Consider the following 17,962-nt stretch of genomic DNA (forward strand, 5'->3'; position numbering starts at 1 on the left):
GATGCGCTGCCCTGTCCTTGCTGCCGCGGCCACGCTGTCCGCGCTGCGCACCGGGGCGGGCGCGGCAGCGCCTCCCACCGACACCGTGGCCCTGGAAGCCAGCCGCGACTACCTCGTGGGCGCCGCCGTGGTGTCGTCCGCGCCGCAACTCGGCAGCGATGTCGAGCAGCGCCTGCGGCTGCGCCCGATCTGGGCCTTTCAACTCGGGCGCTTCCGCTTCGCCACCTCGGGCGCCAGCGCCCTGCTCAGCCAGGGCCGCCAGAGCGTGGACACCGGCGTGAGCACGGTGCTGGCCGGCAACGACCGCTGGTCGCTGAGCACCTCGCTGTCGATCGACGAGGGGCGCTCGTGGGACGACGACGCCGTCTTCCGCGGCCTGCCCGACGTGCGCGCCACGCTGCGCGGCCGCGTCGGCGCCAACGCGGCCCTGAGCCAGCGCTGGACCTACTCGGTGCGGGCCTCGCAAGACCTGCTGGGCCGCGCCGGCGGCCTGCGTGTGGACCATGGCCTGAGCTACCGCCACCCCGTTTCTTCGCAGACCCACTGGGACCTGTCGCTGGGTGCGGGCTGGCCAACGGCACCTACCGGCAGACGCACTACGGCGTGGACCCGGCCCCGGCGGCCGCCACGGGTGTGCCGGCGTTCGCGATCGGCTCGGGCTGGGACACGGTCTCGCTGGGTTGGCGCATCACCTCGGCGCTGAACCGCCACTGGGTGGCCTACGGCGGCGTGGGCGTGTCGCAGCTGCAGGGCGCGGCCGCGCGCAGCCCGCTGGCGGGGCGCCAGACCGCCTACGGCGCCACCGTCGGCCTGGCCTACCGCAACAACTAGGCCTCTAGACCGTCAGCAGGCGGCGCAGGTAGCGCCCGGTGTGGCTGTCGGGGTGCGCCGCGATGGTCTCGGGCGTGCCCTGCGCCACCACCGTGCCACCGCCCGAGCCCCCTTCGGGCCCCATGTCGATGACCCAGTCGGCGGTCTTGATGACGTCGAGGTTGTGTTCGATCACCACGATGGTGTTGCCCGCGTCGCGCAGCTGGTGCAGCACCTTGAGCAGCAGTTCGATGTCGGCGAAGTGCAGGCCGGTGGTGGGTTCGTCCAGGATGTAGAGCGTGCGGCCGGTGTCGCGCTTGGAGAGCTCCAGCGCGAGCTTGACGCGCTGCGCCTCGCCTCCCGAGAGCGTGGTCGCGCTCTGACCGAGCTGGATGTAGGACAGGCCCACGTCGAGCAGGGTCTGCAGCTTGCGGTGCAGCGTGGGCACGGCGCTGAAGAAGGCGTGCGACTGCTCCACCGTCATGTCCAGGATCTGCGCGATGTTGCGGCCCTTGTACTGCACGTCCAGCGTCTCGCGGTTGTAGCGCTGGCCGTGGCAGACCTCGCAGGGCACGTACACGTCGGGCAGGAAGTGCATCTCCACCTTGACCACGCCATCGCCCTGGCAGGCCTCGCAGCGCCCACCGGCCACGTTGAAGCTGAAACGGCCCGGGCCGTAGCCGCGCTCGCGCGCGGTGGGCATCTCGGCCATGAGTTCGCGGATGCCGGTGAACAGGCCGGTGTAGGTCGCCGGGTTGCTGCGCGGCGTGCGACCGATGGGCGACTGGTCGACGTTGATGACCTTGTCGAAGTGTTCGATGCCTTCGATCGCGTCGTGCGCGGCCGGCTCGTCGTGCGATCGGTAGAGCGTGCGCGCCACCGCCGCGTACAGCGTGTCGTTGACCAGGGTGGACTTGCCCGAGCCCGAGACGCCGGTGACGCAGGTCAGCAGGCCGACCGGGAACGCCACGCTCGCGCCCTTGAGGTTGTGCCCGCGCGCGTTGACGACGCGGATTTCCTGCAGCTCGCCCAGCGTGGCCTGGTGCGCGGCCTCGCGCGCGGCGCGGCGCTCGGCCGCCGGGCTGGGCGGGAAACGCGGCTTGGCGGGCGCGGCCTTCGGGGCATCGCCCTTCTTCACCACCGGCAGCCAGGGGGTGCGGCGCGCGGGCACGGCGATCTGGCGCGTGCCGCTGAGGTACTGACCAGTAAGCGAATCGGCCGGGCGATGACCTGCTCGCAGGTGCCTTGCGCCATCACGCGCCCGCCGTGCACGCCCGCGCCCGGGCCCATGTCGATCACGTGGTCGGCGGTGCGGATCATGTCCTCGTCGTGCTCGACCACCAGCACCGTGTTGCCGAGGTCGCGCAGGTGCTGCAGCGTGGCGATGAGGCGGTCGTTGTCGCGCTGGTGCAGGCCGATGCTGGGCTCGTCGAGCACGTACATCACGCCGGTCAGGCCACTGCCGATCTGGCTGGCCAGGCGGATGCGCTGGGCCTCGCCACCCGAGAGCGTGTCGGCGCTGCGGTCCAGGCTGAGGTAGTTCAGGCCCACGTCGTTCAGGAATTTCAGGCGCTGGCGGATCTCGTTGATCACGCGCGCGGCGATGTCGCCCTTGGCGCCGTGCAGCTCCAGTTGCTGGAAATAGGCCAGCGCCTCGCCCAGCGTGACGTGGCTGATCTTGTAGATGGGCTGCTTCTGTTCACCCTCGCCCACGAACACGTGGCGCGCCTCGCGGCGCAGGCGCGAACCGCCGCACTCCGGGCAGGGCTGCACGGCGCGGTAGCGCGCCAGTTCCTCGCGCACGGCGGCGCTGTCGGTCTCGCGGTAGCGGCGCTCGAAGTTGCGCACGATGCCTTCGAAGGGGTGCTTCTTGCTGATCTTCTTGCCCGCGCGCTCGCCGGATTCGAGCGCGTAGCTGAACTTCACCTCTTCCTCGCCCGAGCCGTAGAGCAGCACCTGCTGCACCGCGTCGGGCAGGCTCTCCCAGGGCGCCTCGGCGTCGAACTTGTAGTGCGCCGCGAGGCTCTCGATCATGGCGAAGTAATAACCGTTGCGCCGATCCCAACCCTTGATGGCACCGCTGGCCAGGCTCAGCGAGGGAAAGGCGACCACGCGCGCGGGGTCGAAGAATTCGGTGTGGCCCAGGCCGTCGCAGGTCGGGCAGGCGCCCATGGGCGAGTTGAACGAGAACAGGCGCGGCTCGAGTTCGCCCACGGTGTAGTGGCACAGCGGGCAGGCAAAGCGCGCCGAGAAACCGTGCTCGCGCGGCACCGCGCCAGGGGTTTCCGGCGCGTCCATCTCCATCGCGATGGCCCGGCCGTCGGCCAGGCGCAGCGCGGCCTCGAAACTCTCGGCCAGGCGCTGGCGCAAGGGATTCACGCCCTCTTCCTCAACGTCGACGCGCACCTTGATGCGGTCGATCACCACGTCGATGTTGTGCTTCTCGGTTTTCTTCAAGGCCGGCAGCGCCTCGGCCTCCAGCACCGCGCCGTCGACGCGGAAGCGCACATAGCCCTGGGCCTGCATGTCGGCGAAGAGCTCGGTGAACTCGCCTTTTTTCTCGCGCGCCACCGGGGCCAGGATCATCAGGCGCGTGCCCTCGGGCAGCGCGAGCACCGTGTCCACCATCTGCGCCACGCTCTGCGAGGTCAGCGGCAAGCCATGGTCGGGGCAGTGCGGCGTGCCCGCGCGCGCGAACAGCAGGCGCAGGTAGTCGTGGATCTCGGTCACCGTGCCCACGGTGGAGCGCGGGTTGTGGCTGGTGGCCTTCTGCTCGATGGCGATGGCGGGCGACAGGCCTTCGATCAGGTCCACGTCGGGCTTGTCCATCAGTTGCAGGAACTGCCGCGCATAGGCCGACAGGCTCTCCACGTAGCGGCGCTGCCCCTCGGCATAGAGCGTGTCGAACGCCAGGCTGGACTTGCCCGAGCCCGACAGCCCGGTGATCACCACCAAAGCATGCTTGGGGATGTCGAGGTCGATGTTCTTGAGGTTGTGCGTGCGCGCACCGCGCACCGACAGGAACGCGCTGGCATGCCGCAGGGCGGCGCCCAGGTAACGGGGGGATGGCTCGCCCACGGACGGCGGCGTCCCGGGGGTGTCGGCGCCGGTCGATCCAGGCAATTTCAGGTCCGGGGGAAGGTTCTGGTTCAAGGCGCGATGCGGGGTTCAGGGCAACCCGACATGATAAGCCGCCACGCGGTTTTGCGCCCCTCCGCCCGGCGGGCGCCGGCCTTTCGCCGACAATACGCCGTCCCCCTGTCTCCCCTGCCCGCCCTGCCGGCCTCCGCTGCCTTGTCCACCCTGAGCCCCTCCCCCGCCAACGCGGCCACCACGCCGCCCGACGCCGCCCGCATGACCCCCGCCGAGCGCCGCGCCAGCGCCTCCCTGGCCCTGGTGTTCGCGCTGCGCATGTTGGGCCTGTTCATCGTGCTGCCGGTGTTCGCGCTGGAAGCCGCGCGCCTGCCCGGCGGCGAGGACGCGGCCCGGGTGGGCTTCGCCATGGGCCTGTACGGGCTGACGCAGGCCTTTCTGCAGATTCCCCTGGGCCTGGCGTCCGACCGCTTCGGCCGCAAACCCGTGATCGTGGCCGGCCTGCTGCTGTTTGCCCTGGGCAGCGGCATCGCCGCCTGGGCGCCCGACCTCACCTGGCTGGCCATCGGCCGCGCGGTGCAGGGCGCGGGCGCCATCTCCGCCGCCGTGACGGCCTTCCTGGCCGACGTCACGCGCGACAGCGTGCGCACCAAGGCCATGGCGATGGTGGGGGCCAGCATCGCGCTGATGTTCGCGCTCTCCCTGGTGCTGGCGCCCGCGCTGGCGGCCTGGGTCGGCCTCTCGGGCATCTTTGCCCTCACCGGCGCGCTGGCGCTGCTGGCCATCGCCGTGGTGATCTGGGTGGCACCGCCCGAACCGCGCGAACACCGGCCCTCCGACCTGCAGCAGTTGCGCGCCGGCCTGGCCGAGGTGCTGCGCCACCGGGGCCTGCTGCGCCTGAACCTGGGCGTGTTCGTGCTGCACGCGGTGCAGCTGGCGATGTGGATGGCGGTGCCGGCCCTGCTGGTGGCCGCCGGCCTGCCCAAGGCGGACCATGCCCAGGTCTACCTGCCCGCCGTGGTGGCGTCCCTGCTGGTGATGGGCGGCGTGCTCTTTCCCATGGAGCGCCGGGGCCGGCTGCGCGCGGCCTTCCTGATCGCCATCGCCCTGATCGGCGCGGTGCAGCTCGCGTTGTGGGCCCTGGCCGACGCCTCACCCGGCCTGTGGACCCTGGGCGGGCTGCTGTTCGTGTTCTTCATCGGCTTCAACACGCTGGAAGCCAGCCAGCCCAGTCTGGTGTCCAAACTGGCGCCCGCGCACGCCCGGGGGGCGGCGCTGGGCGTCTACAACACCCTGCAGTCCGTCGGCTTCTTCGTCGGCGGCGCGGTGGGCGGCTGGCTGGCGCGCGCGCACGGCGCGCCAGGCCTGTTCGCGGTCTGTGCCGTGGCGATGCTGGTGTGGCTGGTGGTGGCCTGGCCGATGCAGGCGCCGCCGCCCTCAGCGGCCCGGCGCTGAACCCTCGCCGGGCGGCGGCGGCGCAGCCGCCACACCATCGCGCATCGAGCGCATCATCAGCTGCGACATGGTGCTGTAGAGCGGCCGGCTGATCATGCGCGAGATCAGGCTGGCCAGCAGCGCGCAAGCCATCAGGCTGAGCACCATGCTGTGGCCATCGGTCATCTCCATCACGATGATCATGGCGGTGATCGGGGTCTGCGTCACGGCCGCCAGGAAACCGCACATGCCCAGCGCGATCAGGGCCGCGCCGTGCGGAGAATCGAGCAGCCAGGCCACGTCCGCGCCCACACCGGCGCCGATCGACAGGCTGGGCCCGAACAGCCCGCCGGGCACACCCGCCCACGACGACAGCCACGAGGCCACGAACTTCAGGCCCGTGAACACCAGCGGCTGGTGCGACGCGCCCGGTGTGCCGACCTGTTCCAGCATCACCTTGGTGTGTTCGTGGCCCCCGCCCACGGCCGTGCCGTCGCTGATCACGGCGATCACCGCCACCGCGAAGCCGCAGATCGCCGCGAAGGTGACCGGGCGCTTGCGCCGGTAGGCGCAGAAGCGGTCAGGCAGGCCGATGAACGAGGCCAGCATCAGGCGCGACATCAACCCGCCCAGCAGCCCGCAGCCCACGGCCACCAGCGCGCCAGGCAGGAACAGGCTCCACGACAGGGCCTCGGCCCGCACCCGCCCGAAGTACGACAGGTTGCCGAACGCCGAGACCGCCACCAGGCCGGCGATCACGATGGCCGCCAGCATCAGGCCGCTGTTGCGGTCCTGCAGGCGCCGGGACAGCTCTTCGATGGCGAACACGATGCCGCCCAGCGGCGTGTTGAAGGCCGCGGCGATGCCGGCCGCGCCGCCAGCCACCAGCAGTTCGCGGTGGGTGATGCCCGAATTCGGCGACAGCCAGCGGCGCGCGTGCAGCATGACCCCGGCGGCGACCTGCACCGACGGGCCCTGACGGCCGATCGACAGCCCGGCCAGCACACCGCCGGACACCGCCACCATCTTGACCAGGCTCAGCCGCAGCGAGACGAAGCGCGAGCGCTCGCGCAAGGGGGTGGCCGGGTCCAGCGCGGTCAGCACCTGCGGCACACCGGAGCCGGCCGCCCCGGGGGCCCAGCGGCGGATGGCCCAGACCACCAGCGCCGTGAGCGCGGGCGTCCACACCAGCGGCGCCCACCACCAGCCGCTGCGCAAGCCGCTGTACAAGGCATAGGCCCCCTCGGCCAGCAAGGTGAACGCCACCACCGCGAGGCCCGCCAGCACGGCATAGACGATCACCACCGCGCGGTCCAGCCATTGACGCCCCCCGCCCATTTCGTCGCGCAGGTTCTGCAGGAAGTCCGGTTCGCCTTTCATGGGGGGCCAGTGTATCGACCGATACGGGCCGGCGCGCCGGCACTTGCGGCACAATGTCAGGCCGCGTCCCGGCCGCGCCCGGGCCCGCCCTCTCTTCAGGACATCACCACCATGGCATCCGTCAACAAAGTCATCCTCGTCGGCAACTGCGGCCGCGATCCCGAAATCCGCTACCTGCCATCCGGCCAGGCCGTGGCGAACGTCAGCGTGGCGACCTCCAGCCGCCGCAAGGACAAGAACAGCGGCGAGATGATCGAAGACACCCAGTGGCACCGCGTCACCTTCTACGACCGCCTGGCCGAAATCGCCGGCGAGTACGTGAAGAAAGGCCGCCCGATCTACGTCGAAGGCCGCCTCAAGTACGGCAAGTACACCGACCAGTCCGGCGTGGAGAAGAACACGGTGGACATCATCGCCACCGAACTGCAGCTGCTCGGCGGCCGCGAAGGCATGGGCGGTGGCGGCGGTGAAGAAGGCGGTGGTGGCGGCGGCTACTCGCGCCCCGCCGCGGCCCCCCGAGCCCCGGCACCCGCGCCGCGCCAGGCCCCGGCGGCCGCGCCCGCGCGCCAGTCCAGCGGCTTTGACGACATGGACGACGACATCCCGTTCTGACGCCGCCCCGCCAGGTTTCACGATCAGGCCCGCACGCGCCTCGGCGCTGCGGGCCTTTCGCTGGCCCCTCAGCCCACCCCGAAGTGCGCGGGCAACTGCAGGGCCACGGCGTAGAGGGCATGGCGCGTCATGCAGGCATGTGCCTCCCGCATGAGCAGGTTGCTGCGTTGCCATTCCTGGCCGGCCACGGCCTGAGCGAACGCCATCGCGCCTTGAGATCCGGTGTGACACCCGGGCTCGGCCAGTTGGCGCACGCGACCGGCGCGCGCCCATCGGGCTTGCGCCAGCTCCCAATCCATGACCGCCTGCAGGTAGGTCTCCCTGGCTAGGGCAAAACGATCGCTCGCCGAGGTGCGATGCCCATCCGGCGTCTTCGAAATGGCCTCATCCCCTTGCCGTTGCGCTTCGAGCGCCAGCCGGTCAATCTCGGCAGGCGCCGCCGGGATGAAGTTGGTCCCATTCGTGTCCAACTGGGCCGGCAACAGGCGCGTCACCCGCGTGAAGTGCCGGCCCGCCGCCTCCCACATCGCCGTGGCCATCTCCACCGTGCATCGCAAGTCCGCCAGCATTTCCGTGAGCTTGCGCTGCTCCGTCCCTGGGCCCAACCCAGCGTCCCCCCTTGCCGTGAGGAGGTGGGCCAGGCTTTTCAAGGTCTGCTGGGTGTTCAGGCTGCCCATCAGCCGCCGCCGGGCCGTGTCCACCTCGTGGCACGCGGTCAGCACGCACAGGAGCCGCCCGTTGAGCCGCCGCAGATCGGCGGGCTCGTGCGCATCGCGTTCGGCTTCACGCACGTACACGTGCTGCAGCACGTCCCGAAACGCCATGCCCGTGACGCCGCGCCCGGCCGCACCGCCCATGGCCTCGGGCGCGCCTGCCTCGTGCCGCCCAGGCCTCCCCCACCCCTCTCCCCTGTGGTGGGTGGCACCAAGCCCCCCACCCTCGTCGAATGCATCGAACATGCCGAGGTCTTTCCCGAATCAAGTTGGATTGAAACCAAGGGGCATCACCATCCGGCGCGATCCGACCATCGCCGGCATGAGGTGCCCATCGGCACTTGCTGCGCGGAGCCCGTCTCTGGTGGACCGTTCAAGACACCCGCGCGCGGAAATTTATAACACTGTTTTTCTACAAAACCCATGCTTTTCCGGCATGAAATGAACAAAAAGGTTATCGAAATCCAAAAAGGCCGGCGTGCCATGGACCGTTCCGGCGCCCCATGCATGGACGAAGGTGGCCCGCATCCCAGGCACTGGCATGATGTCGGACTTCGCAGCCCCGCTGCCGGCCCCACTCCCAGCCATGAACACAGCCACCATCCCGCCCGACGCGCCCGCGACCGCCCAACCGGCCCGGGCGCGCCGCGGCGCCCCGCGCAACAAGGCCCCACGCACCGATGCGCGCCCACCCCGCCAGCACCCGGTGCTCGACCAGTTGGCCCAGCTCGCGCCCGGCCTCTTCGGCGAGGTGCTCAAGCCGCTCAAGCGCGGCATCTACCAGGACCTGCTCGACGCCCACCCAGGCGTGCTGGACGCCGAAGGACTCAAGGCCGCGCTGGCCCTGCACACCCGCTCGTCGCGCTACCTGACCGTGGTGGCCTCGGGCCAGCCGCGCCACGACCTCGCCGGCCAGCCGGTGGAGCCCCTGGCGCCCGAGCACGTGCACCATGCGCTGATCGAGGTCTTCCGCCGCCGCCAGGGCCGCTCGCCGGAAGACCTGGTCCCCAAGCTGCGCCAGCGCATCGTGCAGGCCTTCGAGGCCTCGGGCCTGGGCCGTGAGGCCTACGCCACGTTGGTGATGGGGCGCGACGAGACCGTCAACGCCATCACCGCCGACGCCCTGGCCGAAGCGGCCAGCCGCGCCGCGCGCGACGAAGCCCTGCTGCGCGCCTTCGACGCCAGCGGGCAGACGGTGGAGGCCTTCGCCGACATGTACGGCATGCCGGTGCACGAAGCCCGGCGCACGCTGGAGCGCGCCCGCGCCCGCCAGACACCCCGCGCCGCATGAGCCCCGCGACGACCACCGAATCACCCTACGCGTGGTGGCGGCTGGTCGTCTCGCTCGTGCTCATGACGCTGGGCGGCGTGGGCATGTACTCGGTCACCGTGGTGCTGCCTCGCATCCAGGCCGACTTTGGGGTGGATCGCGGCGCCGCCTCGCTGCCCTACACGCTCACCATGGTGGGCTTCGGCGTCGGCGGCATCCTCATGGGCAAGCTGTCCGACCGTTTCGGCGTGATGGTGCCGGTGCTCGGTGGCGCCGTCGGCCTGGGCCTGGGTTTCATCGCCGCCGGTGCGGCCACCACGCTCTGGCAGTTCAGCCTGGCGCAAGGCCTGCTCATCGGCCTGCTCGGCACCTCGGCCACCTTCGCGCCGCTGGTGGCCGACACCTCACGCTGGTTCGACCGGCGCCGCGGCATCGCGCTGGCGATCTGCATGAGCGGCAACTACGTGGCTGGCGCGATCTGGCCGCCGGTGACGCAGCATTTCATCGACCACGGCGGCTGGCGCGAGGCCTACACCTTCATCGGCGTGTTCTGCCTGCTCACCATGCTGCCGCTGGCCCTGGTGCTGCGGCGGCGCCCGCCTCCTGAAGCAGCGCCGGTGCCGGTCGCTGCGCCCGCCAGCGCGACCGTCGCCCAAGGCGATCGGCCGCTCGGCCTGTCGCCCGGCACGCTGCAGGCCCTGCTGTGTGTGGCCGGGGTGTCGTGCTGCGTGGCGATGTCCATGCCGCAGGTGCACATCGTGGCCTACTGCACCGACCTGGGTTTCGGCGCCGCGCGCGGCGCCGAGATGCTCTCGGTGATGCTGGGCATGGGCGTGGCGAGCCGGCTGATCTCCGGCTGGATCTCCGACCGCATCGGCGGCCTGCGCACGCTGCTGCTGGGTTCGGTGCTGCAGGGCGTGGCGCTGCTGATGTTCCTGCCCTTCGATGGCCTGGTGCCGCTGTACCTGATCTCCGGCCTGTTCGGCCTGTTCCAGGGCGGCATCGTGCCGAGCTACGCCCTGATCGTGCGCGAGCACTTCGCGCCCATGCAGGCCGGCGTGCGCGTGGGCACGGTGCTGATGGCCACGCTGCTGGGCATGGCGCTGGGCGGCTGGATGTCGGGCGCGATCTTCGACCTGACCGGCTCCTACCAGGCCGCCTTCCTCAACGGCATCGGCTTCAACCTGCTCAACGTCAGCATCGTGTTCTTCCTGCTGCGGCGCGCGCGGGCGCGCGGCATCGGCCTGGGCCGGTCGTCTCAGGGCATGGTGAACACGGTGAGCACGCCGGTGTAACCGTAGAGGCTGTGGTGAGCGATCTCGCCACCGGCGAAGAAACCCACCAGCGGCACATCGCCGAGCGCGCGGCGCACCACCTGAAGCTCGGCGCTGGGGCTGCCGAAATGCGGCCCGCCGCGCCCCGAGCAGCTGACGTACACCGCCCCGGCGATGCGACGCGCGGCATGCGGGCCGGCCTCCACGTCGGTGGACGAGAGCGCCGTCGCCATCGACAGGCCCAGCTCTTCGGGTTCGAGCTCTTCACGCACCTCGGCGCACACGCGCACGAGGTCGGCGCGCGCGGCCTCGGCGTTGCGTTCGCAGAAGGCCAGGCGCGTGCCCACCGGCGCCACGTCGGCAATCGCGATGCCGCGCCGCCCCGGGTCCAGGCCGATCAGGTGGCGCACCAGCACCTCGGTGCCGAACTGGCCGCGCACGCGCGGGGCGGGCGCTGAGGACGCGCTGTGCTCGGGCAGCGGCGGCGAGAGCCCCACCAGCGTGGCGCGCAGGCGCGGCATGGCTTCTTCGGGTTGCTCCAGCGAGATCACGCGCTCGCGCAGCAGCACGTCCAGCGCGGGTTCGTCGTCGAGCATCAGCACCAGGTTGCCGTCGGACGCGGTGACCGTGCGCTCGCGGTCCACCGGCTGCGCCCCCTGCGTGACGCGCGAGACCAGGCCCACGTCCGCCCCGAAGGCCACGCCGCTCAGGCCGCCATGGAACACCCCGCTGGCCGCGCCCTGGCCGTCGAGGGTGCCCGCGCTGCTGAGCGAAAACTGCACGCTCTGGTGCCGGCTCGCCGCCAGCCCACCGAACACGTAGCCGCTGCGCGTGCGCTCGGCCATTTCGGCAATGAGTTCGGCCAGCTCGGGCGTGCCGCCGTCGGCATGCACCAGCGCCGTGTGCGCCTCGAAACGGTCGGCGATCGCCGGCCGGCCACTCGTGGAGAGTGGCGCCACCCCGCTGAACACACGGTACTGGCCCGGGTGCAGATCGCACAGCATCACGCACATCGCGGGCTCGTCGAAATACTCCACGTTGTTGGCCGCGATGCCCACGCCCACGGTGCCGGCCCAGTCGATCGCCTCGGACGACAGCTCGGCACTCAGGTGCTTGAGGATGGCCTCGGCTTCGTCGGCGTAGTGGTCGGTGATGTAGAGCAGCCCCAGGCAGGGCGACTTGGCGTATTCGGGCAGCGCCATCTGCGCGCGCAGTTGCGCGAGCACGAGAGCGGCGGCCATCCGCCATTGCGGGTGGGTGGCGTGGGCGTAAGGAAAGAGTTTCATGAGAAAAAAGGCGGCGCGCCGCGAACACGGCGGCGTGGGAGGTTCAACGTCGGCTGGCGGCCTTGCGGGCCGGGGCCTTCCTGGCGGCCGGCTTGGCGGCGGATTTCGCGGCAGGGCGCTGGGCAGAAGGGCTGGCGGCCGGCCGAGCCACCGCCCGCGCGGCAGCGCGGCCCACGCCCCGGGCGGCCTTGCCGGCCATGCCGGTGGCGGTCTTCAGGGCCTGGTCGGTCAGGCCGCTGGCGACTTGCCGCGTGGTATCGAGCGCGGTCTGCTTGGCCAGCGTCTTTCATCGCGTTGCTCGCGATCTGCTGGAACTGCTGCGACAGCGCGCCCCACCACTGCATCGGGTCCACCACGCCACCGGCGGCCGGCGCGGCGGTGGCCGCCGTCTTGCGGGCCGGCTTCTTCTTGCGCGGCGCCGGCGCAGGCGCGGCTTCGGGCTCGGCAGGGGTGCCGTAGGTGCGCGGCGGCACTTCCAGGCCGGCGAACGGCGTGGGCGCGGCGGCGGGTGAACCGGTGAAGCCGGCCAGGGTGTCGGCGGCCTTGATCTTGAGCGCGTTGGCACATCGCCCATGCTGAAGTTCATGGTCTTGAGCGTGGACAAGGTCATCTTCTGCACCTCCAGCGCCTGGATGGTGGCCCCCAGCGCCTTGGCGTTCTGGTCCAACCAGAAGTGCACGGCCTTGAGTTCCTCGATGCGTTTCTCGAGGTCTTCCACGTTGAAGGTGGGCGCCACCCAGCTGCCGAGGTTGGGCAACTGCGGGATGTTCTGGCTGATGCCCTGCGCCACCCCGCCGGCCGCCTGGCCCGCGAGGTTCTGCAGGAACTCGAAGCCGGGAACGAATTTGCCGAAACCGCTGCCGGGGGCGTCGCTCATGGAGATCTCCTGTCGTGCCGTCTAGGTCTTGTCTGTCTCAGCCGTCCACGCCGTAGCGGGGTGCGCGGCGCTCACGCAAGGATGCCACACCTTCGCGCACATCGGGCCCGGCAAAACCCATGAATTCGAGCGCCAGGGAGGTGTCGAACGCGGGGCCGGCCTGGCGCAGCCAGTTGTTGAGCGAGTACTTGGTCCAGCGGATCGCGGTCTGGCTGCCACTGGCAAGGCGGTCGGCCACTTCATAGGCCTTGTCGAGCAGGGCCGCGTCCTCCACCGCGAGCGAGACCAGGCCGATGCGCTCGGCCTCCTCGCCGCTGATGGGGTCGCACAACATCAGGTAGTACTTGGCCTTGGCCAGGCCGCACAGCAGGGGCCAGACGATGGCCGCGTGGTCACCGGCCGCCACGCCCAGGCGCGTGTGGCCGTCGACGATCTTGGCGCTCTTGGCCGCGATCGAGATGTCGGCCAGCAGGCCGGCCACCAGGCCCGCGCCCACGGCCGGGCCGTGCATGGCGCTGACGATGGGCTTGTCGCAGTTGATGACGTTGTAGACCAGGTCGCGCGCTTCCTTCCAAACGCGCGTGCGCACCTCGAAGTCGGTCGCCATGTCCTGCACCAGCGCGAGGTCGCCGCCGCCGGAAAAACCCATGCCGCTGCCGCGCAACACGGCGCAGCGCACGCTGTCGTCGCGCCCCACGTCGCGCCAGATCTCGCTGAGCTCCCAGTGGCGATCGTGGCCGGCGGTGGGCAGCTTGCCGTTGCCGCCCGGGCCGTCGGCGCGCATCTGGATGTCGAGCACGGAAGGCACGCCGTCCACGGTGGGGCCGCGGCGGGTGATGGCGAGGGTCTGGTAGCGGCTGTAGTCCACGGGGCTGCTCATGCGGGTCTCCTGAAGGGCTGGGGTTCTGTCGGTCATTGTGCTCGACCGCGCGCCAGCGTCTATGCTGGCGGCCATGAACCCGTCCACCGCTGCGCTGCACACCCGCAGCCTGTTCCATTTCGCCTTCAACGTCACCGACCTGGACGCGGCGCGCCGCTTCTACGGCGGCGTGCTCGGCTGCGCCGAGGGCCGCAGCACCGACACCTGGGTGGACTTCGATTTCTTCAGCCACCAGATCTCGCTGCACCTGGGCGAGCCGCTGAAGACGCAGCGCACCGGCCGCGTGGGCGAGCACCTGGTGCCCATGCCGCACTTCGGCCTGGTGCTGCTGCTGCCGGAGTGGCAAGCGCTGGCCGCGCGGCTGCAGGCCGCGGACGTGGACTTCGTGCTGCCACCCCAGGTGCGCTTCGAGGGGCAGCCCGGGGAGCAGTGGACGATGTTCTTCTGCGACCCCTTCGGCAACCCGATCGAGGTCAAGGGCTTCGCGTCGATCGAGCAGGTCTACGCTGTTTGAACGCTGGCCTCAGGCCAGCGGCGCGATTTTCTGGTCGATCGCGCCGAACACGGACTGGCATCCTTGCCCTTCATCTCGATGCGGATGGTGTCGCCGAACTTCATGAAGGCGGTCGAGGGCTGGCCGTCCAGGATGGTCTCGATCGCGCGCTTCTCGGCGATGCAGCTGTAGCCCTTGGGCCAGTCCTTGCGGCCGTCCACGTCCGTGCCCTTGTTGCTCACCGTGCCGCTGCCCACGATGGAGCCGGCGCGCACGTTGCGCGTCTTGGTGATGTGGGCCACGAGCTGGCCGAAGTGGAAGGTCATCTCCGGGCCGGCCTCGCACATGCCGACCTTGCGGCCGTTCCAGGTCGACTGCATGGTCAGGTGCACGCGGCCACCCTGCCAGGCGTCGCCGAGCTCGTCGGGCGTGACCGCCACCGGGCTGAACGCGGTGGCCGGCTTGCTCTGGAAGAAACCGAAGCCCTTGGCCAGTTCGGCCGGGATCAGGTTGCGCAGCGACACGTCGTTCGGCCAGCATCAGCAGGCGCACGCCCTCCAAGGCCTGCTCGGGCGTGGCGCTCATGGGCACGTCGCCGGTGATGACGGCGATCTCGGCCTCGAAGTCGATGCCGAAGTCTTCACTGGCCACCACCACGTCTTCGCAGGGGCCGATGAAGTCGTCGCTGCCGCCCTGGTACATCAGCGGGTCGGTGTAGAACGACGCCGGCACTTCGCTGTTGCGCGCGGCGCGCACCAGTTCCACATGGTTGATGTAGGCCGAGCCGTCGGCCCACTGGTAGGCGCGCGGCAGCGGGGCCATGCACTGGGCGGGGTCGAACGGGAAGGCGTGGCGCGCCTTGCCCTGGTTGAGCGTGACGTACAGGTCGTGCAACTGGGGGCTGATGAAGTTCCAGTCGTCCAGCGCCTGCTGGAGCTTGTGGGCGATGCCGGTCGCATAATGCGCCGTGCTCAGGTCGCGGGAGACCACCACCAGTTGTCCGTCGCGCGAGCCGTCTTTGTAAGTGGCGAGTTTCATGCAAGTCTCCTGCTGTCAGGTTGGGGTCAAAGCGGGCACATTGTCCGCCTGGGGGCGGATCGGTGGCACACTCGGTGGATGTCTTTGAATTACGGATAGTGAAATTGATTCACCTATTCGTAAATACGGGATTCTAGACGAAAGCCCCGTGAACCGCTGCAAGACCCGCCACCGGCCCGGGGAACCCACCGCCCGACCGACCGTCCAACCTTCGTGACCCTGATTCACATGCCTGTTGCCCAACGCCCCGCCATCGACACCGAAACCCGTGACGACGCGGAACCGTTGCGCGCGGGCATCCAGTCGGTGGAAGTGGGCTTCGAGCTGCTCGATGCCCTGTCGCAGGCCGACGGTGCCCTGATGCTGCGCGACCTGGCCGCCGCGGCTGGCATGAGCGCGGCCAAGGCCCATCGCTACCTGGTGAGCTTCCAGCGCATGGGCCTGGTGGTGCAGGACCCGGTGAGCACGCGCTACGACCTCGGCCCCGCCGCGCTGCGCATCGGGCTGGCCAGCCTCGCGCGCCTCGACGCCGTGAAGTTCGCGCGCGAACGCATCGATGGCCTGCTGGCCGAGACCGGCCACACCCTGGCCATCGCGGTGTGGGGCAACCAGGGCCCCACCATGGTGCACTGGATCGAGGCGCCTCAGACGGTGCCCGTCACCCTGCGCCTGGGCGACGTCATGCCGCTGCTGACCTCGGCCACCGGCCGCTGCTTTGCCGCCTTCATGGGCAGTGAAGGCCGCGACGCCCAGCGCATCGCCCCCATGGTGCGCGACGAACTCGCGCGCCTGAAGAAGCTGCCGCAACATGGCGATCTGCCCCTGGTGGACGTGCCCCAGTCGCCGCAGGAGGTGCAGGCCCTGCTCGAAGACACCCGGCGCCGGGGCTTGGCGCGCGTGGTGCACAGCCTGCTGCCCGGCGTGGGCGGCTTCTGCGCCCCGGTGTTCGACGCCCAGGGCCGGCTCGCGCTGGGCCTGGTGGTGCTCGGCTCCGTGCGCAACGCTGGACACCGACTGGCAGGGCGCCACCGCCACCGCCCTGCTGCGCTGCGCTCGCCAGCTCAGCGCCGACCTGGGGCACCGCCCCGCCCCTTCCAGCCCGTGACCCAAACGCCCTTGTCACCTTCTGCCTCGCCACGCGGGTCGGTGCTCACCGCGCTGGTGGCGCTGGTGCTGGGCCTGCACCTGGTCCTGCTCGCCGGCGGCATCACGCTTCAACTGCCCGACACCGCCCGGGCGCCAGCGCCCCCGGCCACCGGCGCCAGTGCATCCGCCGCGAACGCCGAACCGCCCGCCACCGCCTCCACCCCGGCAGCGCGCCCGCAGCCGGTGCAAGTGAGCACCGTGCGCTGGATCGTGCCCGCCGCCCCGGCGCCCGCGCCGCGCCCCGAACCCGCGCCCCGGCCCAAGCCCGTTCCGAAGGCGGCGCCCACGGCCCGCCCCGCCCCGGTTCCCGAACCCGTCGCCGTGGCCCAGGCAGCGCCCGAACCCGCCGAGGCCGTCGCCCTCGCGCCGGCTGAGACGCCGGCCATCGCTTCGCAGGAAGTGGCCGTGAGCGAGCCTCCGGCGCCGGCACCCGAAGCGCCGGCAGAAGCCGTGGCGGCGCCTGCTGCCACGCCCGAAACACCCCCAATCAGCGAGCCCACCGGCACCACGCCGTCGGCAGCAACCGACGGCAAACCCAGCGCCCCCGTCGCCCTGCCACCCGCCACGCCGCCGCCCAGCACCCGCCTGCACTACGACGTGACCGGCAACGTCAAGGGCATCGGCTACAAGGCCCAGGGCACGCTGGACTGGGCCGTGGCCGACGGCCGCTACGAGGCCCGCATGGAGATGCGCGTGCTGCTGCTGGGCAGCCGCTCGCAGACCAGCATCGGCCGCATCGGCCCCGAAGGCCTGATGCCCGAGCGCTTCGCCGACAAGAGCCGCAGCGAGAAAGCCGCCCATTTCGATGCGGCGCAACAGCGCATCCGCTTCAGCAGCAACGCGCCCGAAGCACCGCTGCAGCCGGGGGCGCAGGACCGCCTGAGCCTGTTCCTGCAGCTCGCCAGCCTGCTGCAGGCACGCCCGCAGGCCTACACCACCGGGCAGACGGTGGACATGCAGGTGGCCGGCACGGGCGACGCCCCCGTCTGGCGCTTCGACGTGGGCGAAGAATCGACGATTTCGCTGCCAGCGGGCGAATTCAAGGTGCGCCACCTGGTGCGCCAGCCGCGCAAGGAATTCGACAGCACGGTCGAAATGTGGCTCGCGCCCAGCCTGCACCACCTGCCCGTGCGCCTGCGGGTGAAACAGTCGAACGGCGATGTGGCCGATCAGCAACTCAGCCAGATGCCGTAAGGCAAACACCTGTAGGACAAACACCCATCTGTGCCAAAAAAGACACGCATCTTGAAGTCCGGGGGAACGTCGCCACGTAAAGCTGCATCTGACCTATAAATCGGCGCGTATTTGCCGATATAAGGTTGTCAGGAACGCAGATTTTTTCTATTCAAGGATTTCAGTCATGCACATGCTTTACGACTCGGATGCCTTCGCTGTGGTCCACATCCTGGCCAATGCGCCCGTCGAGGGCGACAACGAAGTGGCCGACGGCCCGCAGATTCCCCGCCACGGTTTCGAGATCGTGGACAAGCGCTCGGGCAAAGAGGTGTACCTCGACGGCTCCTGGGCCGAGATGTTCCAGCTCCAGATCACCGCCTGGCAGCAGAGCACACCGTCCCAGGAAGAGGTGGAAGACACGCTCGAGGGCTATGCCACGCTGGCCCAGATGCCCGTGGTCATGCACTGAACGAACGCGCT

The 17,962-nt window shown here is 70.4% G+C and carries 11 protein-coding genes and 5 pseudogenes; 9 read left to right on the plus strand and 7 right to left on the minus strand.

Annotated features, from left to right (window positions below; all coding sequences use genetic code 11):
• The first annotated feature begins 1 nt into the window (after nucleotide 1).
• Nucleotides 2-831: pseudogene (locus tag ACFJI0_RS20670) on the plus strand (MipA/OmpV family protein).
• Between the two features lie 4 nt (nucleotides 832-835).
• Here ACFJI0_RS20670 and uvrA read toward each other — a convergent pair.
• Nucleotides 836-3,888 (minus strand): annotated as a pseudogene (gene uvrA / locus ACFJI0_RS20675) (excinuclease ABC subunit UvrA).
• A 276-nt stretch (nucleotides 3,889-4,164) separates the two neighbouring features.
• Here uvrA and ACFJI0_RS20680 point away from each other — a divergent pair.
• Entirely contained in the window at nucleotides 4,165-5,358 is a 1,194-nt protein-coding gene (locus ACFJI0_RS20680; RefSeq protein WP_382325757.1) for an MFS transporter, read from the plus strand.
• Here the strand turns inward: ACFJI0_RS20680 and ACFJI0_RS20685 are convergent.
• Nucleotides 5,341-6,717, minus strand: coding sequence for a chloride channel protein (locus ACFJI0_RS20685; protein ID WP_382322148.1), 1,377 nt, complete (start codon nucleotides 6,715-6,717; stop codon nucleotides 5,341-5,343). The two genes, ACFJI0_RS20680 and ACFJI0_RS20685, sit on opposite strands and share 18 nt — an antisense overlap.
• Before the next feature lie 111 nt (nucleotides 6,718-6,828).
• On the opposite strand from ACFJI0_RS20685, the gene ssb reads away from it, so the two are divergent.
• On the plus strand, nucleotides 6,829-7,329 hold the full coding sequence (gene ssb, locus ACFJI0_RS20690) for a single-stranded DNA-binding protein (RefSeq protein ID WP_291112021.1): 501 nt from the start codon (nucleotides 6,829-6,831) through the stop codon (nucleotides 7,327-7,329).
• Nucleotides 7,330-7,397: 68 nt separating this feature from the next.
• On the opposite strand, the gene ACFJI0_RS20695 is transcribed toward ssb, so the two are convergent.
• On the minus strand, nucleotides 7,398-8,288 hold the full coding sequence (locus tag ACFJI0_RS20695) for a hypothetical protein (RefSeq protein ID WP_382322149.1): 891 nt from the start codon (nucleotides 8,286-8,288) through the stop codon (nucleotides 7,398-7,400).
• A gap of 340 nt (nucleotides 8,289-8,628) precedes the next feature.
• Here ACFJI0_RS20695 and ACFJI0_RS20700 point away from each other — a divergent pair, with 340 nt between their 5' ends.
• Entirely contained in the window at nucleotides 8,629-9,333 is a 705-nt protein-coding gene (locus ACFJI0_RS20700; protein WP_382322150.1) for a ProQ/FinO family protein, read from the plus strand.
• On the plus strand, nucleotides 9,330-10,607 hold the full coding sequence (locus ACFJI0_RS20705) for an MFS transporter (RefSeq protein ID WP_382322151.1): 1,278 nt from the start codon (nucleotides 9,330-9,332) through the stop codon (nucleotides 10,605-10,607). Before ACFJI0_RS20700 ends, ACFJI0_RS20705 begins: the two co-directional genes overlap by 4 nt.
• On the opposite strand, the gene ACFJI0_RS20710 is transcribed toward ACFJI0_RS20705, so the two are convergent.
• From ACFJI0_RS20710 to ACFJI0_RS20720, 3 genes are all read right to left on the minus strand, one after another.
• On the minus strand, nucleotides 10,571-11,872 hold the full coding sequence (locus ACFJI0_RS20710) for an FIST C-terminal domain-containing protein (protein WP_382322152.1): 1,302 nt from the start codon (nucleotides 11,870-11,872) through the stop codon (nucleotides 10,571-10,573). The genes ACFJI0_RS20705 and ACFJI0_RS20710 overlap by 37 nt on opposite strands.
• Nucleotides 11,873-12,158: 286 nt before the next feature.
• Entirely contained in the window at nucleotides 12,159-12,749 is a 591-nt protein-coding gene (locus ACFJI0_RS20715) for a PhaM family polyhydroxyalkanoate granule multifunctional regulatory protein (protein ID WP_382322153.1), read from the minus strand.
• 37 nt (nucleotides 12,750-12,786) lie between these two features.
• On the minus strand, nucleotides 12,787-13,617 hold the full coding sequence (locus tag ACFJI0_RS20720; RefSeq protein WP_382325759.1) for an enoyl-CoA hydratase/isomerase family protein: 831 nt from the start codon (nucleotides 13,615-13,617) through the stop codon (nucleotides 12,787-12,789).
• A gap of 85 nt (nucleotides 13,618-13,702) precedes the next feature.
• Here ACFJI0_RS20720 and ACFJI0_RS20725 point away from each other — a divergent pair, with 85 nt between their 5' ends.
• A complete protein-coding gene (locus ACFJI0_RS20725; RefSeq protein ID WP_382322154.1) occupies nucleotides 13,703-14,143 on the plus strand; it encodes a VOC family protein in 441 nt (146 codons plus the stop codon).
• A gap of 9 nt (nucleotides 14,144-14,152) precedes the next feature.
• Here ACFJI0_RS20725 and ACFJI0_RS20730 read toward each other — a convergent pair.
• A pseudogene (locus tag ACFJI0_RS20730) lies at nucleotides 14,153-15,160 on the minus strand (fumarylacetoacetate hydrolase family protein).
• 228 nt (nucleotides 15,161-15,388) lie between these two features.
• Between ACFJI0_RS20730 and ACFJI0_RS20735 the strand changes: the two are divergent.
• From ACFJI0_RS20735 to ACFJI0_RS20745, 3 genes and pseudogenes are all read left to right on the plus strand, one after another.
• Nucleotides 15,389-16,265: pseudogene (locus ACFJI0_RS20735) on the plus strand (IclR family transcriptional regulator).
• Nucleotides 16,266-16,834: 569 nt separating this feature from the next.
• A pseudogene (locus ACFJI0_RS20740) lies at nucleotides 16,835-17,500 on the plus strand (DUF3108 domain-containing protein); the annotation flags it as partial.
• A gap of 166 nt (nucleotides 17,501-17,666) precedes the next feature.
• On the plus strand, nucleotides 17,667-17,951 hold the full coding sequence (locus ACFJI0_RS20745) for a DUF3567 domain-containing protein (RefSeq protein ID WP_382153555.1): 285 nt from the start codon (nucleotides 17,667-17,669) through the stop codon (nucleotides 17,949-17,951).
• Nucleotides 17,952-17,962 lie beyond the last annotated feature (11 nt).

This window comes from Hydrogenophaga sp. UC242_53 (assembly GCF_042696965.1).
Lineage (GTDB): Bacteria > Pseudomonadota > Gammaproteobacteria > Burkholderiales > Burkholderiaceae_C > Hydrogenophaga.

Coding starts and splice junctions, on each gene's coding strand:
- ACFJI0_RS20680 (WP_382325757.1), top strand. CDS start 4,165: ATGACCCCCGCCGAGCGCCGCGCCAGCGCCTCCCTGGCCCTGGTGTTC.
- ACFJI0_RS20745 (WP_382153555.1), top strand. CDS start 17,667: ATGCACATGCTTTACGACTCGGATGCCTTCGCTGTGGTCCACATCCTG.
- ACFJI0_RS20725 (WP_382322154.1), top strand. CDS start 13,703: ATGAACCCGTCCACCGCTGCGCTGCACACCCGCAGCCTGTTCCATTTC.
- ACFJI0_RS20685 (WP_382322148.1), bottom strand. CDS start 6,717: ATGAAAGGCGAACCGGACTTCCTGCAGAACCTGCGCGACGAAATGGGC.
- ACFJI0_RS20705 (WP_382322151.1), top strand. CDS start 9,330: ATGAGCCCCGCGACGACCACCGAATCACCCTACGCGTGGTGGCGGCTG.
- ACFJI0_RS20715 (WP_382322153.1), bottom strand. CDS start 12,749: ATGAGCGACGCCCCCGGCAGCGGTTTCGGCAAATTCGTTCCCGGCTTC.
- ssb (WP_291112021.1), top strand. CDS start 6,829: ATGGCATCCGTCAACAAAGTCATCCTCGTCGGCAACTGCGGCCGCGAT.
- ACFJI0_RS20695 (WP_382322149.1), bottom strand. CDS start 8,288: ATGTTCGATGCATTCGACGAGGGTGGGGGGCTTGGTGCCACCCACCAC.
- ACFJI0_RS20710 (WP_382322152.1), bottom strand. CDS start 11,872: ATGAAACTCTTTCCTTACGCCCACGCCACCCACCCGCAATGGCGGATG.
- ACFJI0_RS20700 (WP_382322150.1), top strand. CDS start 8,629: ATGAACACAGCCACCATCCCGCCCGACGCGCCCGCGACCGCCCAACCG.